The sequence below is a fragment of the Rhizobium sp. 'Codium 1' genome, from assembly GCF_020889605.1.
Taxonomy (GTDB): Bacteria; Pseudomonadota; Alphaproteobacteria; order Rhizobiales; family Rhizobiaceae; genus Allorhizobium; species Allorhizobium algae.
In genome coordinates, this window is record NZ_JAJGPW010000001.1 from 815075 (window position 1) to 834003 (window position 18929).

The 18929-nt window shown below is 62.9% G+C and carries 20 protein-coding genes and 1 pseudogene; 11 read left to right on the forward strand and 10 right to left on the reverse strand.

Going from position 1 to position 18929, the window contains the following annotated elements:
- Both LJE98_RS03905 and LJE98_RS03910 read left to right on the forward strand, forming a co-directional pair.
- Window positions 1-369: a transporter gene (locus LJE98_RS03905; protein WP_229573530.1), complete on the forward strand. Its 369-nt coding sequence runs from the start codon at window positions 1-3 to the stop codon at window positions 367-369.
- Window positions 362-739 (forward strand): hypothetical protein, encoded by a 378-nt coding sequence (locus LJE98_RS03910; protein WP_229573531.1) that lies wholly within the window; start codon window positions 362-364, stop codon window positions 737-739. The genes LJE98_RS03905 and LJE98_RS03910 overlap by 8 nt, the downstream gene beginning before the upstream one ends.
- A 40-nt stretch (window positions 740-779) precedes the next feature.
- Here LJE98_RS03910 and LJE98_RS03915 read toward each other — a convergent pair whose 3' ends face one another.
- Complete coding sequence (locus tag LJE98_RS03915) at window positions 780-1766, reverse strand: Gfo/Idh/MocA family protein (RefSeq protein ID WP_229573532.1); 987 nt, start codon at window positions 1764-1766, stop codon at window positions 780-782.
- A 193-nt stretch (window positions 1767-1959) separates the two neighbouring features.
- Between LJE98_RS03915 and LJE98_RS03920 the strand changes: the two genes are divergently transcribed.
- The 4 genes from LJE98_RS03920 to LJE98_RS03935 all read left to right on the forward strand — a co-directional run bounded on the left by LJE98_RS03920 (window position 1960) and on the right by LJE98_RS03935 (window position 5071).
- Entirely contained in the window at window positions 1960-2520 is a 561-nt protein-coding gene (locus tag LJE98_RS03920) for an isochorismatase family protein (RefSeq protein WP_229573533.1), read from the forward strand.
- Between the two features lie 11 nt (window positions 2521-2531).
- Window positions 2532-3500 carry a GlxA family transcriptional regulator gene (locus LJE98_RS03925; protein WP_229573534.1) on the forward strand — a complete coding sequence of 323 codons (969 nt, stop codon included), beginning with the start codon at window positions 2532-2534 and terminating at the stop codon, window positions 3498-3500.
- 168 nt (window positions 3501-3668) lie between these two features.
- The gene (locus LJE98_RS03930; protein WP_229573535.1) at window positions 3669-4619 is read left to right on the forward strand and encodes an aldo/keto reductase; all 951 of its coding nucleotides are present in this window, start codon (window positions 3669-3671) and stop codon (window positions 4617-4619) included.
- The gene (locus LJE98_RS03935; RefSeq protein WP_229573536.1) at window positions 4616-5071 is read left to right on the forward strand and encodes a GNAT family N-acetyltransferase; all 456 of its coding nucleotides are present in this window, start codon (window positions 4616-4618) and stop codon (window positions 5069-5071) included. Before LJE98_RS03930 ends, LJE98_RS03935 begins: the two co-directional genes overlap by 4 nt.
- 6 nt (window positions 5072-5077) lie before the next feature.
- On the opposite strand, the pseudogene LJE98_RS03940 reads toward LJE98_RS03935, so the two are convergent.
- Window positions 5078-5968, reverse strand: a pseudogene (locus LJE98_RS03940) (LysR substrate-binding domain-containing protein).
- Between the two features lie 121 nt (window positions 5969-6089).
- On the opposite strand from LJE98_RS03940, the gene LJE98_RS03945 reads away from it, so the two are divergent.
- Window positions 6090-7085 (forward strand): aldo/keto reductase, encoded by a 996-nt coding sequence (locus LJE98_RS03945; RefSeq protein WP_229573537.1) that lies wholly within the window; start codon window positions 6090-6092, stop codon window positions 7083-7085.
- A gap of 76 nt (window positions 7086-7161) precedes the next feature.
- Here the strand turns inward: LJE98_RS03945 and LJE98_RS03950 are convergent, their stop codons facing one another.
- Entirely contained in the window at window positions 7162-8049 is an 888-nt protein-coding gene (locus LJE98_RS03950) for a DMT family transporter (protein WP_229573538.1), read from the reverse strand.
- 107 nt (window positions 8050-8156) lie between these two features.
- Here LJE98_RS03950 and LJE98_RS03955 point away from each other — a divergent pair, with 107 nt between their 5' ends.
- Window positions 8157-9572 (forward strand): PLP-dependent aminotransferase family protein, encoded by a 1416-nt coding sequence (locus LJE98_RS03955; RefSeq protein ID WP_229573539.1) that lies wholly within the window; start codon window positions 8157-8159, stop codon window positions 9570-9572.
- 1 nt (window position 9573) lies between these two features.
- Here LJE98_RS03955 and LJE98_RS03960 read toward each other — a convergent pair whose 3' ends face one another.
- Window positions 9574-10317: a helix-turn-helix domain-containing protein gene (locus LJE98_RS03960; protein WP_229573908.1), complete on the reverse strand. Its 744-nt coding sequence runs from the start codon at window positions 10315-10317 to the stop codon at window positions 9574-9576.
- A 281-nt stretch (window positions 10318-10598) separates the two neighbouring features.
- Here LJE98_RS03960 and LJE98_RS03965 point away from each other — a divergent pair, with 281 nt between their 5' ends.
- The 3 genes from LJE98_RS03965 to LJE98_RS03975 all read left to right on the forward strand — a co-directional run bounded on the left by LJE98_RS03965 (window position 10599) and on the right by LJE98_RS03975 (window position 12983).
- The gene (locus LJE98_RS03965) at window positions 10599-11513 is read left to right on the forward strand and encodes a DMT family transporter (protein WP_229573540.1); all 915 of its coding nucleotides are present in this window, start codon (window positions 10599-10601) and stop codon (window positions 11511-11513) included.
- 140 nt (window positions 11514-11653) lie between these two features.
- Window positions 11654-12676, forward strand: coding sequence for a ribosome small subunit-dependent GTPase A (gene rsgA, locus LJE98_RS03970; protein WP_229573541.1), 1023 nt, complete (start codon window positions 11654-11656; stop codon window positions 12674-12676).
- A 151-nt stretch (window positions 12677-12827) separates the two neighbouring features.
- Entirely contained in the window at window positions 12828-12983 is a 156-nt protein-coding gene (locus LJE98_RS03975) for a hypothetical protein (protein ID WP_229573542.1), read from the forward strand.
- A gap of 129 nt (window positions 12984-13112) precedes the next feature.
- On the opposite strand, the gene pheT is transcribed toward LJE98_RS03975, so the two are convergent.
- The 6 genes from pheT to rpmI all read right to left on the reverse strand — a co-directional run bounded on the left by pheT (window position 13113) and on the right by rpmI (window position 18615).
- Window positions 13113-15536 carry a phenylalanine--tRNA ligase subunit beta gene (gene pheT, locus LJE98_RS03980; RefSeq protein ID WP_229573543.1) on the reverse strand — a complete coding sequence of 808 codons (2424 nt, stop codon included), beginning with the start codon at window positions 15534-15536 and terminating at the stop codon, window positions 13113-13115.
- Entirely contained in the window at window positions 15533-15823 is a 291-nt protein-coding gene (locus tag LJE98_RS03985) for a DUF2442 domain-containing protein (RefSeq protein ID WP_229573544.1), read from the reverse strand. Before LJE98_RS03985 ends, pheT begins: the two co-directional genes overlap by 4 nt.
- A gap of 93 nt (window positions 15824-15916) precedes the next feature.
- A complete protein-coding gene (pheS, locus tag LJE98_RS03990) occupies window positions 15917-17002 on the reverse strand; it encodes a phenylalanine--tRNA ligase subunit alpha (protein WP_229573545.1) in 1086 nt (361 codons plus the stop codon).
- Window positions 16995-17870, reverse strand: a complete 876-nt coding sequence (locus tag LJE98_RS03995) for a serine/threonine protein phosphatase (RefSeq protein ID WP_229573546.1) — start codon at window positions 17868-17870, stop codon at window positions 16995-16997. Before LJE98_RS03995 ends, pheS begins: the two co-directional genes overlap by 8 nt.
- Before the next feature lie 99 nt (window positions 17871-17969).
- On the reverse strand, window positions 17970-18374 hold the full coding sequence (gene rplT / locus LJE98_RS04000) for a 50S ribosomal protein L20 (protein ID WP_229573547.1): 405 nt from the start codon (window positions 18372-18374) through the stop codon (window positions 17970-17972).
- Window positions 18375-18411: 37 nt separating this feature from the next.
- Window positions 18412-18615 carry a 50S ribosomal protein L35 gene (rpmI, locus tag LJE98_RS04005; protein ID WP_102020677.1) on the reverse strand — a complete coding sequence of 68 codons (204 nt, stop codon included), beginning with the start codon at window positions 18613-18615 and terminating at the stop codon, window positions 18412-18414.
- Window positions 18616-18929 lie beyond the last annotated feature (314 nt).

Here is an 18929-nt window from a genome sequence, read left to right on the forward strand (position 1 = left end):
ATGATGCAGCTTTCTACTCTGACGCTCGCGACCTGGACCGGCTTGCTGGCCACGCCCCTGCTGATCGCGTTGGGACAGGTCCTTTTCAAGCTGACGAGCCAGAGCATAGGGACATTTTCTGCAGGCAGCCTGATGATGCTTGCCATCAATCCGGTGTTCCTCGCCGCCCTTGCCCTCTATGGCTTCGGAACCGTCGTCTGGATTTATGTCCTGCGCTCGGTTCCGCTGACGATTGCCTATTCCTTCATGGGGCTGACGTTCTGCTTTGTGCCCCTGCTTGCGCAGATCTTCTTCGGTGAGCCGCTGCACATGCGCTATCTGATCGGGACCCTGCTGATCCTGGCCGGGCTCGTGACAATTCATGTCTGAGCCCGGCAATCGGCGCGACTGGGCCCTTGCGCTCGGCGCCACGCTGACGGCCGACCTCCTGATCTTCCCGACAGTTTACGGGATGCTGGGAGCGCCGATACTGTCACGCTGCGTGTCGCTTCTGATCGCTTATGCGTTCTCACAAACGCTGCGCCTCGGCATGGGCCGCGGCATAGCGCCCCGCGCCATCTTTCAGGTCCCCGGCCTGTGGCCGCTGCTCGCGGTCACCGTGCTGATCAATTTCGGCCTGTTCGCAATCCTCAATACGCGGGCACCCGAGATCCGGCCGATCCTGCATCTGCTTCTGGCCTGGACGGGGTCAATGCTCTTCCTCGCCTTTGGCCTTTCAAGGATAAAGCGGCTCCGATGACCGGCGGCCGCACTTCGGCAGCCGCCCGACAATCTCCGGCTTACACCGCTTCCCAGCCATCCTTCTCGGCAGCCCGATAGATCGCGTCGATCAGCTTCTGGTTCGCCTTTGAACTTTCCAGCGTGACGACCTCACCCTTGGTGCCGGCGGCGGCCCGGGCAAAGGCTTCGGCCTCCAGCTTGTACTGGCGGCTGTCGGGGAAACGGAAGATCTGCGAGACATTGTGGCCGCGATTGGTGAGCTCGACCTCTTCGGCGCCCCAGCGATCGGCATTGAACGGCGACTTCACCTCGATAAAACCATCCGTGCCGTGGAAGACCATCAGCTGGCGATTGGCCATCTGGGTCGAGATATAGAAGTTCAGCTCAAAATCGGCGAAGTCGGCCTTGACGCTTGCATAGATGTCGGTGCCGAATTCCGGGTCACGCTCGATGGTCGACTGCACGCGGACAGGCTCCTTGTCCGTGACAAAGCGTGTGGTGATCGTCGGGTAGACGCCGATATCCGGCAGCGCGCCGCCCCCGAGCTCGGGAATGTTGCGCATGTTGCCGGGGTCGCGGTTGAAGTAGGTGAACGAGCCCTGGACCATCTTCAGCGTGCCGATGGCGCCCTCGGCGAGCAGCTCGCGCACCTTCAGCCAGACCGGTGCGTAAGTCACCATATACGCTTCTGATATCAGCACCTTGTTGCGCTCGCGCGCCGCGATGATCTCGTCGATTTCGGAGGCCTTCAGCGCGATCGGCTTTTCGCAGAGCACGTGCTTGCCAGCATCGGCCGCCTTGATTGCCCATTCGACATGCTGTGACGTCGGCAGCGGAATGTAGACGGCGTCGATGACGTCGGAGGCGAGCATGTCCTCGTAAGACCCAAAAGCATGGGGAACCGAGAAGCGGTCGGCCATCTCGCGGGCCCGGGCCAGATCGCGGCTCGCAACTGCCGTGACGACAGCATTTTCGGCATCCTGGATCGCCGGCACCACAAGCTCGCGACCGATCTTGGCCGTCGACAGAATTCCGAAACGAAGCATCTCAATTCCTCCCTGAAAATAACGGGGCGGACATTAGGCGAAGCACCGGCAGGGCGCAACGGGTTGTCAGACAATAGGCAGACGGACATGGAGGCATGCCTGGCTGAAAATGTCCGCTTTTCGTCCGGCTCACGCATGGCGTCTTCCAGACCAAGATTTATGCTAGACCACATCACAACGACAGGAGACGAATATGTCCGCTCAAGACACTGCCCTCATCGTGATCGACGTTCAGGAGAGTTTTCGCCAGGCACCCTACTGGGACGCTACGGGACTGCCCGCCTATCTTTCCCGGCAGCAGGCGTTGATCGACGGGGCCAAGGCCGTCGGGATGCCGATCGTGCAGATCTTCCACGTCGACAGCGATGACAGTTTCACACTCGAAAGCGGCCTGGTTCGCACGCTGGACGAGATCACGATCGCGCCCGATGTCACCTTCCACAAGGGTGTGCATTCCGCCCTGGTCGATACGGACCTGGAAGCCTGGCTGCGCGAGAGAGGCATTCGGCGCGTCATCGTCTCGGGCATCCGCACCGAGCAGTGCTGCGAGACCACAACGCGCCATGCATCGGATCTCGGTTTCGAGGTTGATTTCATCACCGAGGCGACACTGACCTTCCCGATGACGCATGCCTCAGGCAAAGTCTTCTCCGCCGAGGATATCCGCATCCGGACGGAGCTGGTGCTTTCCGGACGCTTTGCCCGGATCGCGACGGTCGAACAAGCCCTCGCACCCCTCTCCGCCGCCGCCTGAGATTGGCCACCATGGACGTGATCCCGGTCTTCATCCTCGTTCCGCCTGACAGCCTGCTGATCGACATTGCCGGTCCGCTGGAGGTGCTTCGTTATGGGAACCAGGAGCAGGACCGGGTCCGCTTCGACTATCGCTACATCTCGGCTGCACGACAGCAGACAACCTCGATCGGGTTGGTCCTCGACGGGCTGGAGCCACTGCCAGAACGGCTGCCCGACAAGGCGATCCTCGTCCTTCCCGGAAGCCTTACCGTCGGCATCGCAGAGATTGCGCGAGACACCGAACTGAAGACGCTCACGCGCTGGCTCACCCGGTCGGTCCGGCCCGACACGCGGCTTGTGACCATCTGCTCCGGTGCGCTGCTGGCGGCTGCCGCCGGGCTGTTGGAGGGGCATCAATGCACCACACATGCCGAATGCCTGGAGGACCTGCGGCAGCTCGCACCGACGGCCAGCGTGCTGGAGAACCGCCTCTACGTCGAGGATGGCAATCGCTATTCGAGCGCCGGCATTTCCACCGGCATCGACCTCATGCTGCATCTCGTCAGCCGGCTTGCCTCGCCACAGGCAGCACTCGCTGCCGCCCGCAAGATGGTCATCTATCTCAGGCGCAGTGGCCAGGACCCGCAGATGTCCCCCTGGCTTTCGGGGCGCAACCACATCCATCCCGCCATCCACCGTGCACAGGATGCGATCATGGCCGATCCGGCACATGACTGGTCGCTGCCGGGCTTGGCCGACATCGCGCACTTGAGCGAACGGCATCTGTCACGCCTGTTTCGCGAGCATGTCGGCCAGTCGGTCGTGGATTACGTCAACCTGATGCGGGTGACGCTTGCCCAGGAACTGCTCAAGCAAAGCAGGCTCGACATGGAAAGCCTCGCGCATCGTGCAGGTTTTGCCTCCTCCCGCCACATGCGGCGGGTCTTTTCCCAGCATCACGGCCTGTCTCCACGCGCGTTTCGCAAGACAGCGGATTGACTGGCGGCAGAACCTGGAAAGCTCCGATGGAACACCCATATGTGGGGCGAGGCGCGGCGGCCCAACAGCTGAGCTTCCGACTTCTTCAAAGTTTTTCTATGCTACCTTCCACTTACGCTTGATTGCGTTGTTCTTACTCTTTCTCCCAGATCCTTTCCGAGGCTTCCCATGCAGAAACGTGCTCTTGGCCGCACCGGCCTTTCCATCGCTCCCATCGTTTTCGGTGGCAATGTCTTCGGCTGGACAGCTGACGAGAAGACCTCCTTCGAACTTCTCGATCGCTTCTTCGACGCCGGGTTCAACACCATCGACACCGCCGATGTCTATTCTGCCTGGGTCGATGGCCATGAGGGCGGGGAGAGCGAGAAGGTCATCGGCAAATGGCTGAAGCAGGGAAAGGGTCGTCGCGAAGACGCCGTCATCGTGACCAAGGTCGGCTTCGACAACAACGGCCGCAAGACCGGTCTGTCTGCCAAATGGATTGCAGAAGCGGTCGAAGGATCCCTGAAGCGCTTGGGCACTGACTATATTGATCTCTACCTTGCCCACAAGCCGGACGCCGACACGCCGATCGGGGAGACGCTCGAGGCTTTTGCCCGCCTCAAGGACCAGGGCAAGGTCCGGGCAATCGGTTGCTCCAACTACGAGGCCGATGAACTGCGGGCCAGCCTGGAGGCTGCCGAACGCTCGGGCCTTCCGCGCTTCGACGTACTTCAGCCGGAATATAATCTCTACACGCGGGAGCGCTTTGAAGGCCCGCTGCGGGATCTCTGCATGACCGAGGAGATCGGCGTCATCAGCTACTATGCGCTCGCGGCCGGCTTCCTCACCGGCAAGTATCGCAGCAAGGCCGATACGGAAGGCTCCGCGCGCTCCTATCGCGTCGGCGATTATCTCGACACGCGCGGCCTTGCGATCCTCGGCGCACTCGACCAGGTGGCCGCAGAAACCGGCACGAGCCCGGCCACCATCGCCATTGCCTGGGTCGCAGCGAAGTCCGGCATCACCGCACCGATCGCGTCAGCCACCAGCCTGCGCCAGCTGGAGAGCCTGATTGCCGCCGGCAATCTGGACCTGACGCAAGCGCAGATCACGCGACTGGACGAGGCCGGCGCGTGACAAAGCCGGCCCTCTTCATACGGGACGCCACGGCGGCTGACGAAGCCGCCTGGCGGGGCCTTTGGGCCCAGTATCTCGCCTTCTACAAGGTCGAGCTTGCCGACGATGTCACGGACCATACCTGGGCCCGCATTCTCGATCCATCGTCGCGCGTCGCCATGCGTGTTGCGGAGGTGAACGGCGTACTCGCTGGTTTTGCGATCCACCATTTCCACGATTCAACCTGGGTGAAGACGGCGGACTGCTATCTGGAGGATCTGTTCCTCGATGCGACCTACCGTGGCCGGGGTATCGGGCGGGCGCTGATCGACGACCTGATCGCGATCGCGACGGCCAAGGGCTGGTCGCGGCTCTACTGGCACACCGATCGGGACAATGTCACGGCCCGCAAGCTCTATGACACATACGCGCCGGAAGACGGCCATGTGCGCTACCGGCTGAAGCTTTGCTGATACCTGTCAGGCGCGCCAGCGGAAGAAATCGATGAAGGCTCGAAGTGCCGGCCGCATCTGGCGACGGCTGGAATAATAGAGCGAAAAACCGTCGAAGGGCGGGCACCAGTCGTCGAGCACGCGGATGAGCAGACCTTCGCGGATATCCGCCTCGACGCCTGTGTCGAAGAGCTAGGCAAGGCCGGCCCCGTCCCGCGCGGCCTGTCGCATCAGGCCCTGGTCGGACAGGATCAGCGGACCCCGGACATTGATCGACAGAGAGCGACCAGCCTTCTCGAATTCCCACCGATAGATCGTGCCGCTCTGGAAACGCCGACGGATGCAGGCGTGTTCGGTCACGTCGCGCGGTTCGCACGGCATCGGATGCCGGGCAAAATAGTCCGGCGACCCGACAACGGACCCCCGCCACTGGCCACTCATCCGCACCGCGATCATGTCCGAGTCGAGATGTTCGCCGAGCCGCAAGCCAGCGTCATAACCCTTCTCCACGATATCCTCGAAGCGGTCGTCGGTGACGATGTCCAATTCTATGTCGGGATAGGCGGCAGCGAAGGCGCCGAGGCGCGGCGCGACTATGCTTTGCGCCGCCAGCATCGGCATGGTGATGCGCAGGGCGCCGGCCGGACGGCCGGTGCTGTCCGACAGAGCCTCGATCGCCGAGGCGATGTCGGCGAGTGCTGGCTGCAAGGTCTCCAGAAGCCGACGCCCTTCGGCCGTCGGGGCGGCACTGCGGGTGGTGCGCGCCATCAGGCGGAGGTTCAGGCTCTCCTCCAAGGCGGAGATTGCATGACTGACCGCCGAGGGCGCGATGCCGAGTTCGGCCGCCGCCTTGCGGAAGCTGCCGTGATGGGCGACGGTGGCGAGGACGGCGAGTTGAGACAGCTGGGTTCTGTTCATTGATCGAAATGATAGAACAAGCTGATGCGATCTGCATGGATTTTCTGAAGAGCGCCGTTGCCCTAGATATCCCTTGTCAGCCCACTGCGGCTGAGTTCGCCATGAAACTCCGGAGGCCTCCATGAAGACCCGCACACTCGGCACGCTCACCACATCCGCCATCGGCCTCGGCTGCATGGGCATGAGCCATGCCTATGGCACCAATATCGACGAGGCGACGGCGCAGAGGCTGTTCGACCACGCAGTCTCGCGCGGCGTCACCTTGTTCGATACCGCTGAAGTCTATGGCCCCTTCACCAATGAAGAGCTGGTCGGCAAGGGCCTGAAACGCCATCGCGACAAGGTGGTGATCGCCACCAAGTTCGGCTTCACCGTCGGCGACGAGGCCAAGGCTGCACGTCCCTCCGGCCTCGACAGCCGGCCAGAGCATGTCCGGGCGGTGGCAGAAGCCTCCCTGAAGCGGCTCGGCATCGAGGTCATCGACCTCTTCTACCAGCACCGCGTCGACCCTGACGTCGCAATCGAGGAAACGATCGGCGCCATGGCCGACCTCGTCAGGCAAGGCAAGGTCAAGGCCCTCGGCCTTTCCGAGGCGAGTGCCGCAACGCTGCGCCGCGCCCATGCCGTTCATCCGATCTCGGCCATCCAAAGCGAATATTCGCTCTGGACCCGCGACCCGGAAACCAACGGCGTGCTCGACACCTGCCGCGAGCTCGGCATCGGCTTCGTTCCCTTCTCACCGCTCGGCCGTGGCATGCTGACGGGTGCTTTGAAGGATCTCTCCAAGCTCGGCGAAAATGACTTCCGCCGCGGCCTGCCGCGCTTCGACCAGGAGAATTTCGACGCCAATCTGGCGCTCGTCACCGCGCTGGAGACCATGGCGGCAGAGAAGCGTGTCACGCCAGGTCAATTGGCGCTGGCCTGGGTCCTTGCCCAGGGCGATTTCATCGTGCCGATCCCAGGCACGACGAAGATCGCCAATCTCGACAGCAATATCGATGCGACCGAGATCGTCCTTTCCATGGAAGACCTCGCCACGCTCTCGGCGGTCGTCTCCCCCGAAAAGGTGGCCGGCGCGCGCTACAACGAGGCCATGTCGAAAATGTCGGGGCGCTGACCGGCTGGAGCATTTCCGGTCGAAAACCGGGAATGCTCCATATGCCTTTTTTCGTCCCAGTCCGGATGCCCGCCGCTCACGCATTTTTTCCGGGCGTGCTCTCGCGAGCAAAGCGCCGGCTGGCCGCCACGCAGAGAACGACGAGCAGGGCCGTTACCAGCATCGGCGGGCTGACCTTCTCATGCAGCAACCCCGCGGCCAGCACGAAGCCGAGAAACGGCTGCAGCAGTTGGAGCTGCCCGACCGAGGCGATGCCGCCGAGTGCCAGGCCGCGATACCAGAAGATGAAACCGATCATCATGCTGAACATCGAGACGTAAGCCAGCGCCAGCCAACCGGTTGTTGAAACCGCTGCGAGATCCTCCGGCACGGTCCAGAGCGCGAGAGGCAGCATGACAGGCAGCGACAGCACCAGCGCCCAGCTGATCACCTGCCAGCCACCCAGTCGGCGCGACAGGCGCGCGCCCTCGGCATAACCCAGGCCACAGGCGAGGATCGCGGCAATCATCAGCCCGGCACCGGCAATCGCCATGTCCGCCGTCGTCGATAGCGCAAAGCCGGCGACAAGGGCCGCGCCGGTCACCGAAAACATCCAGAAGATCGCAGATGGACGTTCGCCGGCGCGCAGCACGCCGAACAGCGCCGTGCACAGCGGCAACAAGCCGATGAAGACGGTCGACTGGGCCGAACTGATGCTCTGGAGCGCGAGTGCCGTCAGAAGAGGAAAACCGACGACAACGCCGAGTGCGACGACCGCCAGCGGCAGGAGGTCGCAACGCGCCGGCCGCTTCTCTCGCAAGCCGATCAGCAGGACGGCTCCCAGAAGGGCTGCGATCACCGCCCGCGCCGAGGTCAGAAAGAGCGGTGCAAAATCGGCCAGTCCCAGACGCGTTGCCGGCAGCGAACCACTGAAGATCAGTACGCCGATGAAACCGCTGGCCCAGGCTTTCCAGGAAGTCGTCATTCTCGTCTCCGTTTTCTATTCCTGCCCTATCGCGCACAAGGGCTGGCGCAGCCAGAGACGGAGCGATACAATTTTACCAAACTGTACTGATGACAAAGGCCACACAGATGAACGAGCGTGTTCAAGCACCGAAGCTTTCCGCGTCGCGGACCGCACTTGTCATGGCCGACATTCGCGGGCGGATCGGTTCGGGCCAACTGGCGCCCAATGACCGGCTGCCCTCGATCCGCCGGCTGGCTGTCGAGCTTTCGGTATCCCCCTCCACCGTCGTGGAGGCCTATGACCGGCTCTCTGCCGAAGGCCTGATCCGTCCCCGGCCCGGCTCCGGCTTCTTCGTCACAGAAGCCGGGCGCACGCCTGCCCCGCTTGTCCGGCTCGAACCGCCCCGCGCGCCGGAAGTCGATCCGTTCTGGGTGGCGCGCCAGGCGCTCGATGCCGATCCCGGCACGTGCAAGCCCGGCTGCGGCTGGCTGCCAACGGACTGGATGCCGACGGGCCTCCTGCATGCCGGAATGCGGAACATATTGCGCAAGGAGACAAGTCTTACCACCGACTACGGTTCTTCCCGGGGCAGTGCCGGCCTCCGCCGCTTCGTCGAGACGCGGCTGCGCCAGCAGTCGATCACGCTTTCCGAAGATCAGGTGCTGCTTGCGGGATCTGCCACCCAGGCGCTCGATCTCGTCTGCCGGCTGCTGCTTCGCCCGGGCGACCGTGTCATCGTCGACGATCCCTGCTATTTCAACTTCCAGACCCTGCTCAGAGCCCATCAGGCGATCGCGGTCCCCGTGCCTTATACCGACAACGGCCCCGACATTGCCGCCTTCGAGGCCGCTGTCACGCGCGAGGCGCCGCGGCTCTATCTCACCAATTCCGGGCTACACAATCCGACAGGGGCAACACTCTCGCCGCAGGCCGCCTTCCAGTTGCTCGGCATCGTCGGCCGTTCGGACATGCTGATCGTGGAGGACGACATCTTCTCCGATTTCGAACCGGAGCCGGCGATCACGCTCGCCACACTCGACGGGCTTTCCCGGGTGATCCGCATCGGCAGCTTTTCCAAGACCATTTCGGCCTCACTGCGCACAGGCTTCATCGCCACCGATGCCGAGCGTATCCGCCTGCTCACCGACCTGCAGGTCGCGATCCAGTTCGGCGGCCCAAGCCCGGTGGCGACCGACGCGATCCACAGCGTGCTGTCAAGCGGCGGTTATCGCAAACATCTCGATCAGATCCACCGGCGCCTCGACACGGCGCGGCGCGCGGTTGCCACCCGGCTCGGGGATCTGGGCATCGAACCCGTGCTCACGCCCCGTGGCGGGCCCTATCTCTGGTGTCGCATGCCCGAGGGCATCAGCTCGACGGCGCTTGCCCAGTCCGCCCTGCCCCAGGGTGTGGTCCTGGCGCCCGGCAATGTCTTCAGCCCATCGTTGTCGGCGGACGGCTTCATGCGCTTCAATGTCGCGCATATGGGCGATGCACGGCCGTTCCGGGTGCTTGACCGGGTTCTGAAGGGAATGAGGTAGCTCAGCCGCTCACGGCACGGCGATACGCCAAGGGCGTCGTCCCGGTGACGGTCTTGAACATCCGCGTCAGGTGGCTCTGGCTGCTAAAGCCGCAGGCCGAGGCGATCTGGGCAATCGGTTCGGGGCCGGCGAGCATGCGCCGCGCGCGGTGGATGCGCCGGTTCAGGATGAAATCATGCGGCGTGACCCCGCAGCTTGCGCGAAACATCCGTTGCAGGTGGAATTCGCTGAGATCCGCGAGTGTCGCCAGATCTCGGAGCGTGATTGTCTGGTCCAGGTTCGCCTCGATATGGTCCACCAGCCGTCGCCGCAAGACCGGCGCAAGACCGCCGCGCAGCACCGGACGCCGCGCGCCGCCATAACGCGGATCGGCAAAGAGCTGCCCGACGGCCGAGACGATGGCCTGTTCGGCCAGAAGCCTATTGCCGCCCTGCGTCGCAGCAGCGAGCTGCACCAGCGCCTCCGCCAGGCGCGGCGCTTCGTCAAAGGTCGCCTCTGGCAAGAGCATCAGCCGCGCATCGCGGTCGAAGGTCTCGGAAAAGAGGCGACGCAGCTCGTCGTCGGCGACATAGAGATGCACGAACTCGAATTGCTCGGTGATCTCCCATTCGGACGACGCCCCCTGCGGCATGATGCAGAGCGCGCCCGGCCAGCCGGCAATGCTGCCGGCATCGAGCCGCCGCGTGCCGTCGCCGCCGCGCAGATAGCAGCTGAAGGTGTGCCCGTCCGTCCGCTCATAGCGCATGCGGTCATGGCTGTTGCGCCAGATTGCGCTTGCCCTGCCCTGACCGAGGTCGAGCGTCTCCCCACGCTCGGCACGGGACGAGGCGGAGAGGGAACCGAAGACGGTGGCGGTGTGCAGCATGGATAACTTTCACGAGATCGCCCGCATTCTAGCGCGCTTTGTGCGCTGCGCCATCGGCAATCGGGCAGGCATGCCCAGCATGGCGAAGAACACCGCAAGATCGTGCAAGAAGAAGGGGCATGCATGGCGTTACCTGCCTCCCGAAAGCGGGGCCACAGTCCATGACCAATCTTCTTCTCTTCTCCTCAACCGTCCTGATCTGGGGCACGACCTGGATCGCGATTGCGCTGCAGATCGGGCCGGTGCCGGTGCTGGTCTCGGTCTTCTACCGCTTCGCGCTTGCCGCTCTGGTGCTCGTCGGCGTCCTGGCCCTCACAGGTCGCCTCAAGGTGCCGACGCTCAGGCAACAGCCCTTCATCCTCGTTCAGGCCTTGTCGCTCTTCTGTTTCAACTTCCTCTGCTTCTATCACGCGGCAAGCTATGTGCCGTCTGGCCTCATCTCCGTCGTCTTCTCGCTTGCCACGGTCTACAATGCCGTCAATGCCCGCCTATTTTTCGGCGACAGGATCAAGCCACGCACGCTGGTCGCGGCGGGCCTCGGTGCCACCGGGCTTGCGCTGCTCTTCGGCCCTGAGATCTTCATCGCCGTCAATCCCGACAGCTGGAAGGGCATCGGGCTATCGGCGCTCGGTACGCTGTTCTTTTCCTTCGGCAACATGGCCTCGCGGCGCAACAGCGCCGCCGGCATTGCGCCTGTCACCGCCAATGCCTGGGGCATGAGCTACGGCTCGATTGCGCTTCTTGTCCTTATCGGCATGACAGGCACGCCCATCGTGCCGCCACCGGACCAGACCTATCTCGCCGCCCTCGTCTATCTCTCCGTCATCGGCTCGGTGGTGGGCTTCACCACCTATCTGATGCTGGTATCGCGTATCGGCTCCCAAAAAGCGGCCTATGCCACCGTGCTTTTTCCCGTCGTCGCGCTGACGCTGTCGAGCCTTTACGAGGACTATCACTTCACGCCGCTCGCGATCCTGGGCCTCGCACTCACGCTGGCCGGCAATGCCGTCATGTTTGCCCGGTTGCCGCGCCGACTGACCATGACCGCTGTCGCGCCGGCGGATCTCAAGGCGTGATCGCTGATCTTCCCGTCGCGACTGATGACGCGGTCGATTTCCCGCGTCAGGGAAGAGTTTCTGCGCTATGAGAAGCGTCAACCTCTGATCCCAACGCGGAAAGTGCCCATGGCCCCACGTCCTGCCCCAGGGTTTTGCCCTTGACCGGCCCCCATGACCTCGCCGTCCTTGCGCGGCTCGGCTTCGGCGCCTTCTTCACCGAGCAGGTGACGGCTGACGAGGCCGAACTCCTCGTCCGCCGTATTTCCTCCGTGCATCGCGACCGCGTGGAGGGGATCGATGCCACGGGGCCTGTTGCGATCGAGCTTCCGCCGAACAGCAATACGGCCGATTTCGCCGTGGGCGACTGGGTTCTGACCTCTCCCTATACCGGCCTCCTCGTGCGTCGACTGGAGCGCCACACCGTCCTGCAACGGCGGACCGAGGGCGCTTTCGGTCAACAGCTCGCCGCCGCCAATGTCGATACGCTGTTCATCGTCACGTCCTGCAATGCCGATTTCAACGCCGCGCGGCTGGAACGCTATCTGGTCATGGCCAATGAAGCGGGCACGCGCCCGGTGATCGTGCTGACCAAAGCCGATACCGTCGATGACCCATCCCCGTATGCCGATGAAGCAAGAGCGCTGCAGCGCGATCTGTCCGTCGTCATCGTCAATGCGCGCTCGTCCGATGCCATCGACCCCTTGATGCCCTGGTGCGGCCCCGGCCAGACCGTGGCGCTGGTCGGATCCTCTGGCGTCGGAAAGTCGACGCTGGTCAATACACTTGCCGGCCATGGCGCCGAGACGGCGCAGAAAACCGGGGCGATCCGCGAGCATGACGCCAAGGGCCGGCACACGACGACCGCGCGTTCCCTGCATGCCATTGCAAGCGGCGGCTGGGTGATCGATACGCCCGGCATTCGTACGCTTTATGTCAGCGACATCACCGACGGCATCGACACGCTGTTTGCCGAAATCACCGACCTTGCCCCGCATTGCAAGTTTCGCGATTGCAGCCATTCGCATGAAAAGGGCTGCGCCGTGCAGGCCGCGATCAGGGAGGGTACGCTCGATGCGGCCCGGCTCGATCGCTGGCGCCAGCTGCAGGCGGAAAACCGCGATCGCACGCCGGTCTATTCCGGGCCGAAGGGCAACAAGACACTGCGCAAGAAGAAGTATTGAGCTTTCCGCCGCCAAACCCTACATAGGGTCACAGGCGACGCCCTTCGCACGCGTCGCATCCGCTCGACACAGACGAGCTTTCTTCCTCGTTTACCCGCGACATTCCAGGCTCCGGCATCCTGCCGGGGCACGTTTCGAATTGGAGACCAGCATGGCAGACGACAAAAACGCCGCAGTGAAGGGCTATGAGCCCATCCCCTTTGCCAAGAAGCATCGCATCTCGGTCGAGGACGCCAAGACCATCCTGGCCAAGCATGGCGACGACCGCAAGTCAGCCGACAAGGAAGGCCGTCGCGTCAGCCTGTAAGGCGTGACTGCAACAGCCCGACCCCGGTGATCAATGACTGCCGGCCCAAAACAAAAGCCCTTTCCCCGGAAGACGAGGAAAGGGCTTTTTCATTGTTTAGGACAGGCAGGGCCGCCTGCCAGAAACAGGTCAGGCGCGCAGCGTACCGCCCGTCGATTTCTCGACATTGCCGACGATCTTCTTCGTCAGCGCATCGAAATCCTCGTCGGTCAGGGTCTTGTCGGAGGGCTGGATCAGCACTTCGATCGCCACCGACTTGCGTCCCTCACCCACCGAAGCGCCCTCGAAGATATCGAAGACGTTGACGCCCGTGATCAGCTTGCGGTCCGCGCTCGTCGCTGCCTTGATGATCGCGCCTGCCTCGACGGCCTTCTCGACGACGAATGCAAAGTCACGCTTGACCATCTGGAAGGGCGAAAGCTCCAGTGCCGGCTTGGTGCGGGTGGCCTTCTTTTTCGGCTCAGGCAGAGCATCGACATAGATCTCGAAGCCGCAGAGCGTGCCGGAGACATCGAGCGCTTCCAGCGTCTTCGGATGAAATTCACCGAAGGTGCCAAGCGTGACCTTGGGACCAGCCTTGATCGTGCCGGACCGGCCCGGGTGATACCATTCGGGGCCACCCTGCTCGATCTGCACATTGCTCATCGGGATTCCGCAGGCTTCGAGCACAGCGAGCGCATCGGCCTTGGCGTCGAAGACGTCGACGGGCTTGCCGCCGCCCTTGGCCCCATTCGACCACATGCGGCCGGCACCGGCGATCGATGCGGTTCCGCGCCGAACGCCGCCGGCAACACGCCGTTGACCTTCCGGCGTATCGGCTTCGTAGGTGCCCGACACTTCGAAGATCGCGACATCACCGAAGCCGCGGTCGGCATTGCGCTGGGCGGCCGTCAACAGGCCCGGCAACAGGGAGGGACGCATGTCCGACATATCGGCCGCAATCGGGTTGACCAGCTTCAACGCCTCGCTTCCGCCGCCGAAGAGCCTGGCGTGCTCGGCTGGAATGAAGGACCATGTGACTGCTTCCATCATGCCACGCGAGGCGAGCGCCCGCCGCGCCGAGCGCGTGCGGATCTGCAGGGTCGTCAGGATCTTGCCGTTGACCGAGCCGGTCGGCGGCAGCGGCTCTGGCTTGATCTTGTCGACGCCGAACATGCGCATGACTTCTTCGACGAGGTCGGCCTTGCCATCGACATCGGGACGCCAGGACGGAACGGAGACCTTGGCGACCTTGTCATCGCCCGAGAGGACTTCGAACCCGAGCGCGGTCAGGATCTGGCGCGACTCGTCGTTGGAAACGGTGAGGCCGGTCAGGCGCTTCACTTCCGAATAAGGGAAGTCGACGACCTTCTTCTGGTGGCCCTTGTAGCCTTCGACCTTCGCTTCGGCCGCGACGCCGCCGCACATGTCGAGCACCAGTTCGGTGGTGCGCTCAAGGCCCGGGACCATATATTCGGGATCGACGCCACGCTCGAAGCGATAGCGCGCATCCGTGATGATACCATGGGCGCGACCGGTCTTGGCAATGTTGATCGGATCCCAGAGTGCCGATTCGATCAGAACATTGACGGTGTTTTCATCGCAGCCCGAATGCTCGCCGCCCATGATGCCGCCGATCGATTCCGGGCCGTTGTCATCGGATATGACGACGTTGTTCGGGTTCAGCTTGTAGGTGTGGGTGTCGAGCGCGAGGATTTCCTCGCCGTCCTTTGCACGACGAACCACCAGTGTGCCGTGGACCTTGTCGGCGTCGAAGACATGCATCGGACGGCCCTGATCGAAGGTCATGTAGTTGGTGACATCGACGAGAGCCGAGATCGGACGCAGCCCGATCGCGAGCAGACGCTGCTGCATCCATTTCGGGCTCGGGCCGTTCTTCACGCCGCGCACGAGGCGATAGGCAAAGCCTGGGCAGAGATGATCTTCGAGCTCGAGTTTCACCTGATGCGGGGTCTCGCCCTCGACCTTGAAAGCAGGCGCCTTCCTTGTCTTGAGCGTGCCGAGACCGGAGGCTGCGAGATCGCGGGCAATGCCAAAGACGGAGGTGCAGTCCGGACGGTTCGGCGTCAGATTGATCTCGATGATCGGATCGTCGAGGCCAGCGTAAGACGCGAAAGACGTGCCGACCGGCGCATCCTCGGGCAGGTCAATGATGCCGTTGTGATCCTCGGAGATGTTGAGCTCCTTTTCGGAACACATCATGCCGTGGCTCTCGACGCCGCGGATCTTGCCGACCGAGAGGGTGACATCGATACCCGGCACATAGGTGCCCGGCCGTGCCAAGGCCCCGATCATGCCGGCGCGGGCATTCGGCGCACCGCAGACGATCTGCACCGGCTTGCCGTCACCGGCATCGACCGAGAGAACCTTCAGGCGATCGGCCTCGGGATGCTTTTCCGCCGTCACGATCTTGGCAATGACGAAAGGCTTGTAGGCCGCCTTGTCGTCGACGTCCTCGACCTCGAGACCGATTGCGGTCAGGCGCTCGCAGATTTCCTCGAGCGAGGCCTCGGTTTCCAGGTGATCCTTCAGCCAGGAGAGTGTGAATTTCATTGTCTCGTTCCCATCTGCATCTTGCCAGAAGCATCCAGCGACCGCGCGCCTGACGCCTGCCTTCCGAGGAGCATGCTGACCACAGTCACATCGAGATCGATGTCGGGCCAGTGAATGCTCGTCGGCATGAATTCCACGTTGTTCCGCTCCACCGGCATCGCGTCCTTGAGGGGCGGATACCATGAGATCGGGACGCTGACGATACGACCGTCCGTCAGTTCCACATGCAAGAGGTCGTCATCGCAGAGGAGGTCGACCGGGCGCATGTTGTCGAGATGTTCAATCACGTCGCATTGCCTTCATTCACTCGGAGCGGCGGGATTGGTCCGCCGACCCGTCTGGCCATCCTCATCCCATGAGGCAGCCACGCATCGTTCAGCTTAGCTGCTCAGTCCGCCAAACAGCGTCGGCACGTCGAGCGGGCGGAAGCCGTAATGGCTCATCCAGCGGACATCGGCGTTGAAGAAGTCGCGCAGGTCCGGCATGCCGTATTTCAGCATGGCAATGCGATCGAGCCCCATGCCCCAGGCGAAGCCCTGGTATTCGTCGGGGTCGAGGCCGCCTGATCGCAGCACGTTCGGGTGAACCATGCCGCAGCCGAGGATTTCCATCCAGTCCTTGCCTTCGCCGAACTTGACGATCGGACCCGAGGAGCGGTCGCACTGGATATCGACTTCGAAGCTCGGCTCGGTAAAGGGGAAGAAGGACGGGCGGAAGCGCATAGTGACGCTATCGACCTCGAAGAAGGCCTTGCAGAATTCTTCCAGGATCCAGCGCATGTGGCCGACATTCGCCGTCTTGTCGATGACGAGGCCTTCGACCTGATGGAACATCGGCGAATGGGTGGCGTCACTGTCCTGGCGATAGGTCTTGCCCGGGATGACGATGCGGATCGGTGGCTTCTGGCTCTCCATGGTGCGCACCTGCACCGGCGAGGTATGCGTGCGCAGCACCTTGCGATCACCGTTCTCATCCGGGGACAAGAAGAAGGTGTCGTGCATTTCGCGGGCCGGATGGCCATCGGGAAAGTTCAGGGCAGTGAAGTTGTAGTGGTCGGTCTCGATATCGGGACCTTCGGCAATCGAGAACCCCATGTCGGCGAAGATCGCGGTGATCTCGTCGACGATCTGGCTGATCGGATGGATACGGCCGCGTTCGGCGGGCGAGGAACGCACCGGCAGCGATACATCCAGCGTCTCTGCCTTCAGGCGGGCATTGATCGCCGCATCCTTCAGCGCCGCTTTGCGGGTTCCGATTTCCTCGGTGATCTCGGTCTTGAGAGCATTGATCGCGGCCCCGCGCGTCTGGCGCTCTTCCGGCGTCATCGTGCCGAGCGTCTTCAGGAGTTCGGAGACCGAGCCTTTCTTGCCGAGGGCCGCCACGCGCACCGCCTCGATCGCGGGCTCATCGCCGGCTGCGGCGATGTCCGCCAGAAGCTGTGCCTTCAAAACGTCTAGTTCAACCATCTTGTCCTGCCTTGGCGGTGTTCGGGCTCTCCACCCTGTCGAGTGGGGCCTTCATCAGAAATTCCGTTGCCATGATGAAGCGTCGCAGATCACTACCCATGTGAACGCGGCCGATCAACCGTATCAGCGGCAAAATTCGGCTGGCCAGTGCCGTCAGCGATCGCAATTCGCGTTGTGCCGCATCCGTGGCGTGGCGCGACCATGCCCCGAGTGCCGCCGGGCAGGTTTCATCCGGTCGTATCGCACGCGACGCCACGATGAGGAAATACAGGAATACGTCGCGCGCCTGGGCCATTTCGAGCGGCATGACCGAGGCTGGATCCTCCTCGAAATCCATGAAGCCGACCTCGCCGTCGCTCAGGAAGAAATCACGCACATGCGGGCGCCCGTGGCTGAGGCCAGCGGCATGAACGCGACCAAGCCCATCGGCCGCCTGGACCAGAAGCGCGTCATGGCCCACCGGATCCGACGTGCGCAGAGTGTTCAGCCGCTCGGCCAAGGTCGGGCCGACATCGGCCATGACCATTGCCGTCTTCGACTGGAAAACGATCGGCGGCACCGGAAAGCCTGCCGCCGCGAAAATGTGCATCCGGGCGATCTCGCGCGCCTGCATGGCGTCGGGCGCCAGTTGCGGCGAGGGCCTCAGATGCGGAACCCGCAGAAGCGCTGCGACCAAACCCTGGAAGGAGACGAAACGCGGCAGCACCTTGACGCCCTGGCGCTTGATCCAGAGCCGGCGATGCGGCAGGTCGAGACATTGCACCCGGTCGTCGCTCTGGACCAGCGCTCTCAACACTTCCGCAATTTCATCGTCTGCGAGTTCGATTTCGCCATTCGGCGTATCGGACCCATCCCCCAGATAGGCCATGTCCAATCCTTCCCCGCCACTGCGGCAAACAAAAAACCCGCGCCGGAGGTCCAGCGCGGGTTTCCCAATCAAAATCCACAGAGGCTTGGGAGCGCTGGTTTACTTGACCGCGCTTTCAAACTCGTTGGTCGTGCCGGCATCCTTGAGGTAGGCGAGCGACTTCTTCGAAGCGTCTACGAGCTTCGCGAAGGCTGCCGGCTCATGGATGGCGAGGTCGGAGAGGACCTTGCGGTCGACTTCGATGCCAGCCTTGTTCAAGCCGTCGATGAAGCGGCCGTAGGTCAGGCCGAATTCGCGGACGGCAGCGTTGATTCGCTGGATCCACAGAGCGCGGAAGTTGCGCTTGTTGTTCTTGCGGTCGCGGTAAGCAAACTGCTTGGAACGATCGACGGCAGCCTTGGCGGCCCGGATCGTGTTCTTGCGGCGGCCGTAGAAGCCCTTGGCCTGCTTGAATACCTTGTTGTGCTTGGCGCGGGAAGTTACGCCACGTTTTACGCGTGCCATGTCATGATCTCCTTAATTGTCCAACAGCGAGCGGGTCTCAGAGACCGTTTGGCAGGTAGTTCTTGATGACCTTCTTGCCGTCAGGTTCAGCCAGAACCATCGTGCCGCGGGCATCGCGAATGAACTTGTTGGACCGCTTGATCATGCCGTGACGCTTGCCAGCAGCAGCCGCGAGGACCTTGCCGGAAGCCGTGATCTTGAACCGCTTTTTCGCGGAGGATTTCGTCTTCATCTTGGGCATTTTGCTACTCCATTGTTCTTGTATCGAAACAGGCAGACGAATGCCCGTTTTCAAGCATAAAGAACGGCCACGGCATGCCCTGCCGGACCGTTCGGACGGGCGCTTATAACCGCAGACCCAGGAAAGCGCAACGGGTGGCAGCCGGAATCTTCGAGGAGAGGGCGAGAACGTCGGCGCCGACGGCAAGGCCAGGCCCCTTGGCCTTGTCTTCGGCCAGATGCGCGCCGGCGAACTGTCTGGCACGCAGACCCTCATCGGCGGCGATCCACCGGACGTATCAAACGAAAAAAGCCGCCCCGAAAGGCGGCCTTTTG

Excerpts from the sequence above, each read along its gene's own strand:
- LJE98_RS03975 (WP_229573542.1), top strand. The coding sequence starts at position 12,828 with ATGGCAGACGACAAAAACGCCGCAGTGAAGGGCTATGAGCCCATCCCC.
- rplT (WP_229573547.1), bottom strand. The coding sequence starts at position 18,374 with ATGGCACGCGTAAAACGTGGCGTAACTTCCCGCGCCAAGCACAACAAG.
- LJE98_RS03905 (WP_229573530.1), top strand. The coding sequence starts at position 1 with ATGATGCAGCTTTCTACTCTGACGCTCGCGACCTGGACCGGCTTGCTG.
- pheS (WP_229573545.1), bottom strand. The coding sequence starts at position 17,002 with ATGGTTGAACTAGACGTTTTGAAGGCACAGCTTCTGGCGGACATCGCC.
- LJE98_RS03925 (WP_229573534.1), top strand. The coding sequence starts at position 2,532 with ATGGACGTGATCCCGGTCTTCATCCTCGTTCCGCCTGACAGCCTGCTG.
- rpmI (WP_102020677.1), bottom strand. The coding sequence starts at position 18,615 with ATGCCCAAGATGAAGACGAAATCCTCCGCGAAAAAGCGGTTCAAGATC.
- LJE98_RS03915 (WP_229573532.1), bottom strand. The coding sequence starts at position 1,766 with ATGCTTCGTTTCGGAATTCTGTCGACGGCCAAGATCGGTCGCGAGCTT.
- LJE98_RS03920 (WP_229573533.1), top strand. The coding sequence starts at position 1,960 with ATGTCCGCTCAAGACACTGCCCTCATCGTGATCGACGTTCAGGAGAGT.
- LJE98_RS03995 (WP_229573546.1), bottom strand. The coding sequence starts at position 17,870 with ATGGCCTATCTGGGGGATGGGTCCGATACGCCGAATGGCGAAATCGAA.
- LJE98_RS03965 (WP_229573540.1), top strand. The coding sequence starts at position 10,599 with ATGACCAATCTTCTTCTCTTCTCCTCAACCGTCCTGATCTGGGGCACG.
- LJE98_RS03950 (WP_229573538.1), bottom strand. The coding sequence starts at position 8,049 with ATGACGACTTCCTGGAAAGCCTGGGCCAGCGGTTTCATCGGCGTACTG.
- LJE98_RS03945 (WP_229573537.1), top strand. The coding sequence starts at position 6,090 with ATGAAGACCCGCACACTCGGCACGCTCACCACATCCGCCATCGGCCTC.
- LJE98_RS03910 (WP_229573531.1), top strand. The coding sequence starts at position 362 with ATGTCTGAGCCCGGCAATCGGCGCGACTGGGCCCTTGCGCTCGGCGCC.
- LJE98_RS03960 (WP_229573908.1), bottom strand. The coding sequence starts at position 10,317 with ATGCGCTATGAGCGGACGGACGGGCACACCTTCAGCTGCTATCTGCGC.
- pheT (WP_229573543.1), bottom strand. The coding sequence starts at position 15,536 with ATGAAATTCACACTCTCCTGGCTGAAGGATCACCTGGAAACCGAGGCC.
- LJE98_RS03955 (WP_229573539.1), top strand. The coding sequence starts at position 8,157 with ATGAACGAGCGTGTTCAAGCACCGAAGCTTTCCGCGTCGCGGACCGCA.
- LJE98_RS03930 (WP_229573535.1), top strand. The coding sequence starts at position 3,669 with ATGCAGAAACGTGCTCTTGGCCGCACCGGCCTTTCCATCGCTCCCATC.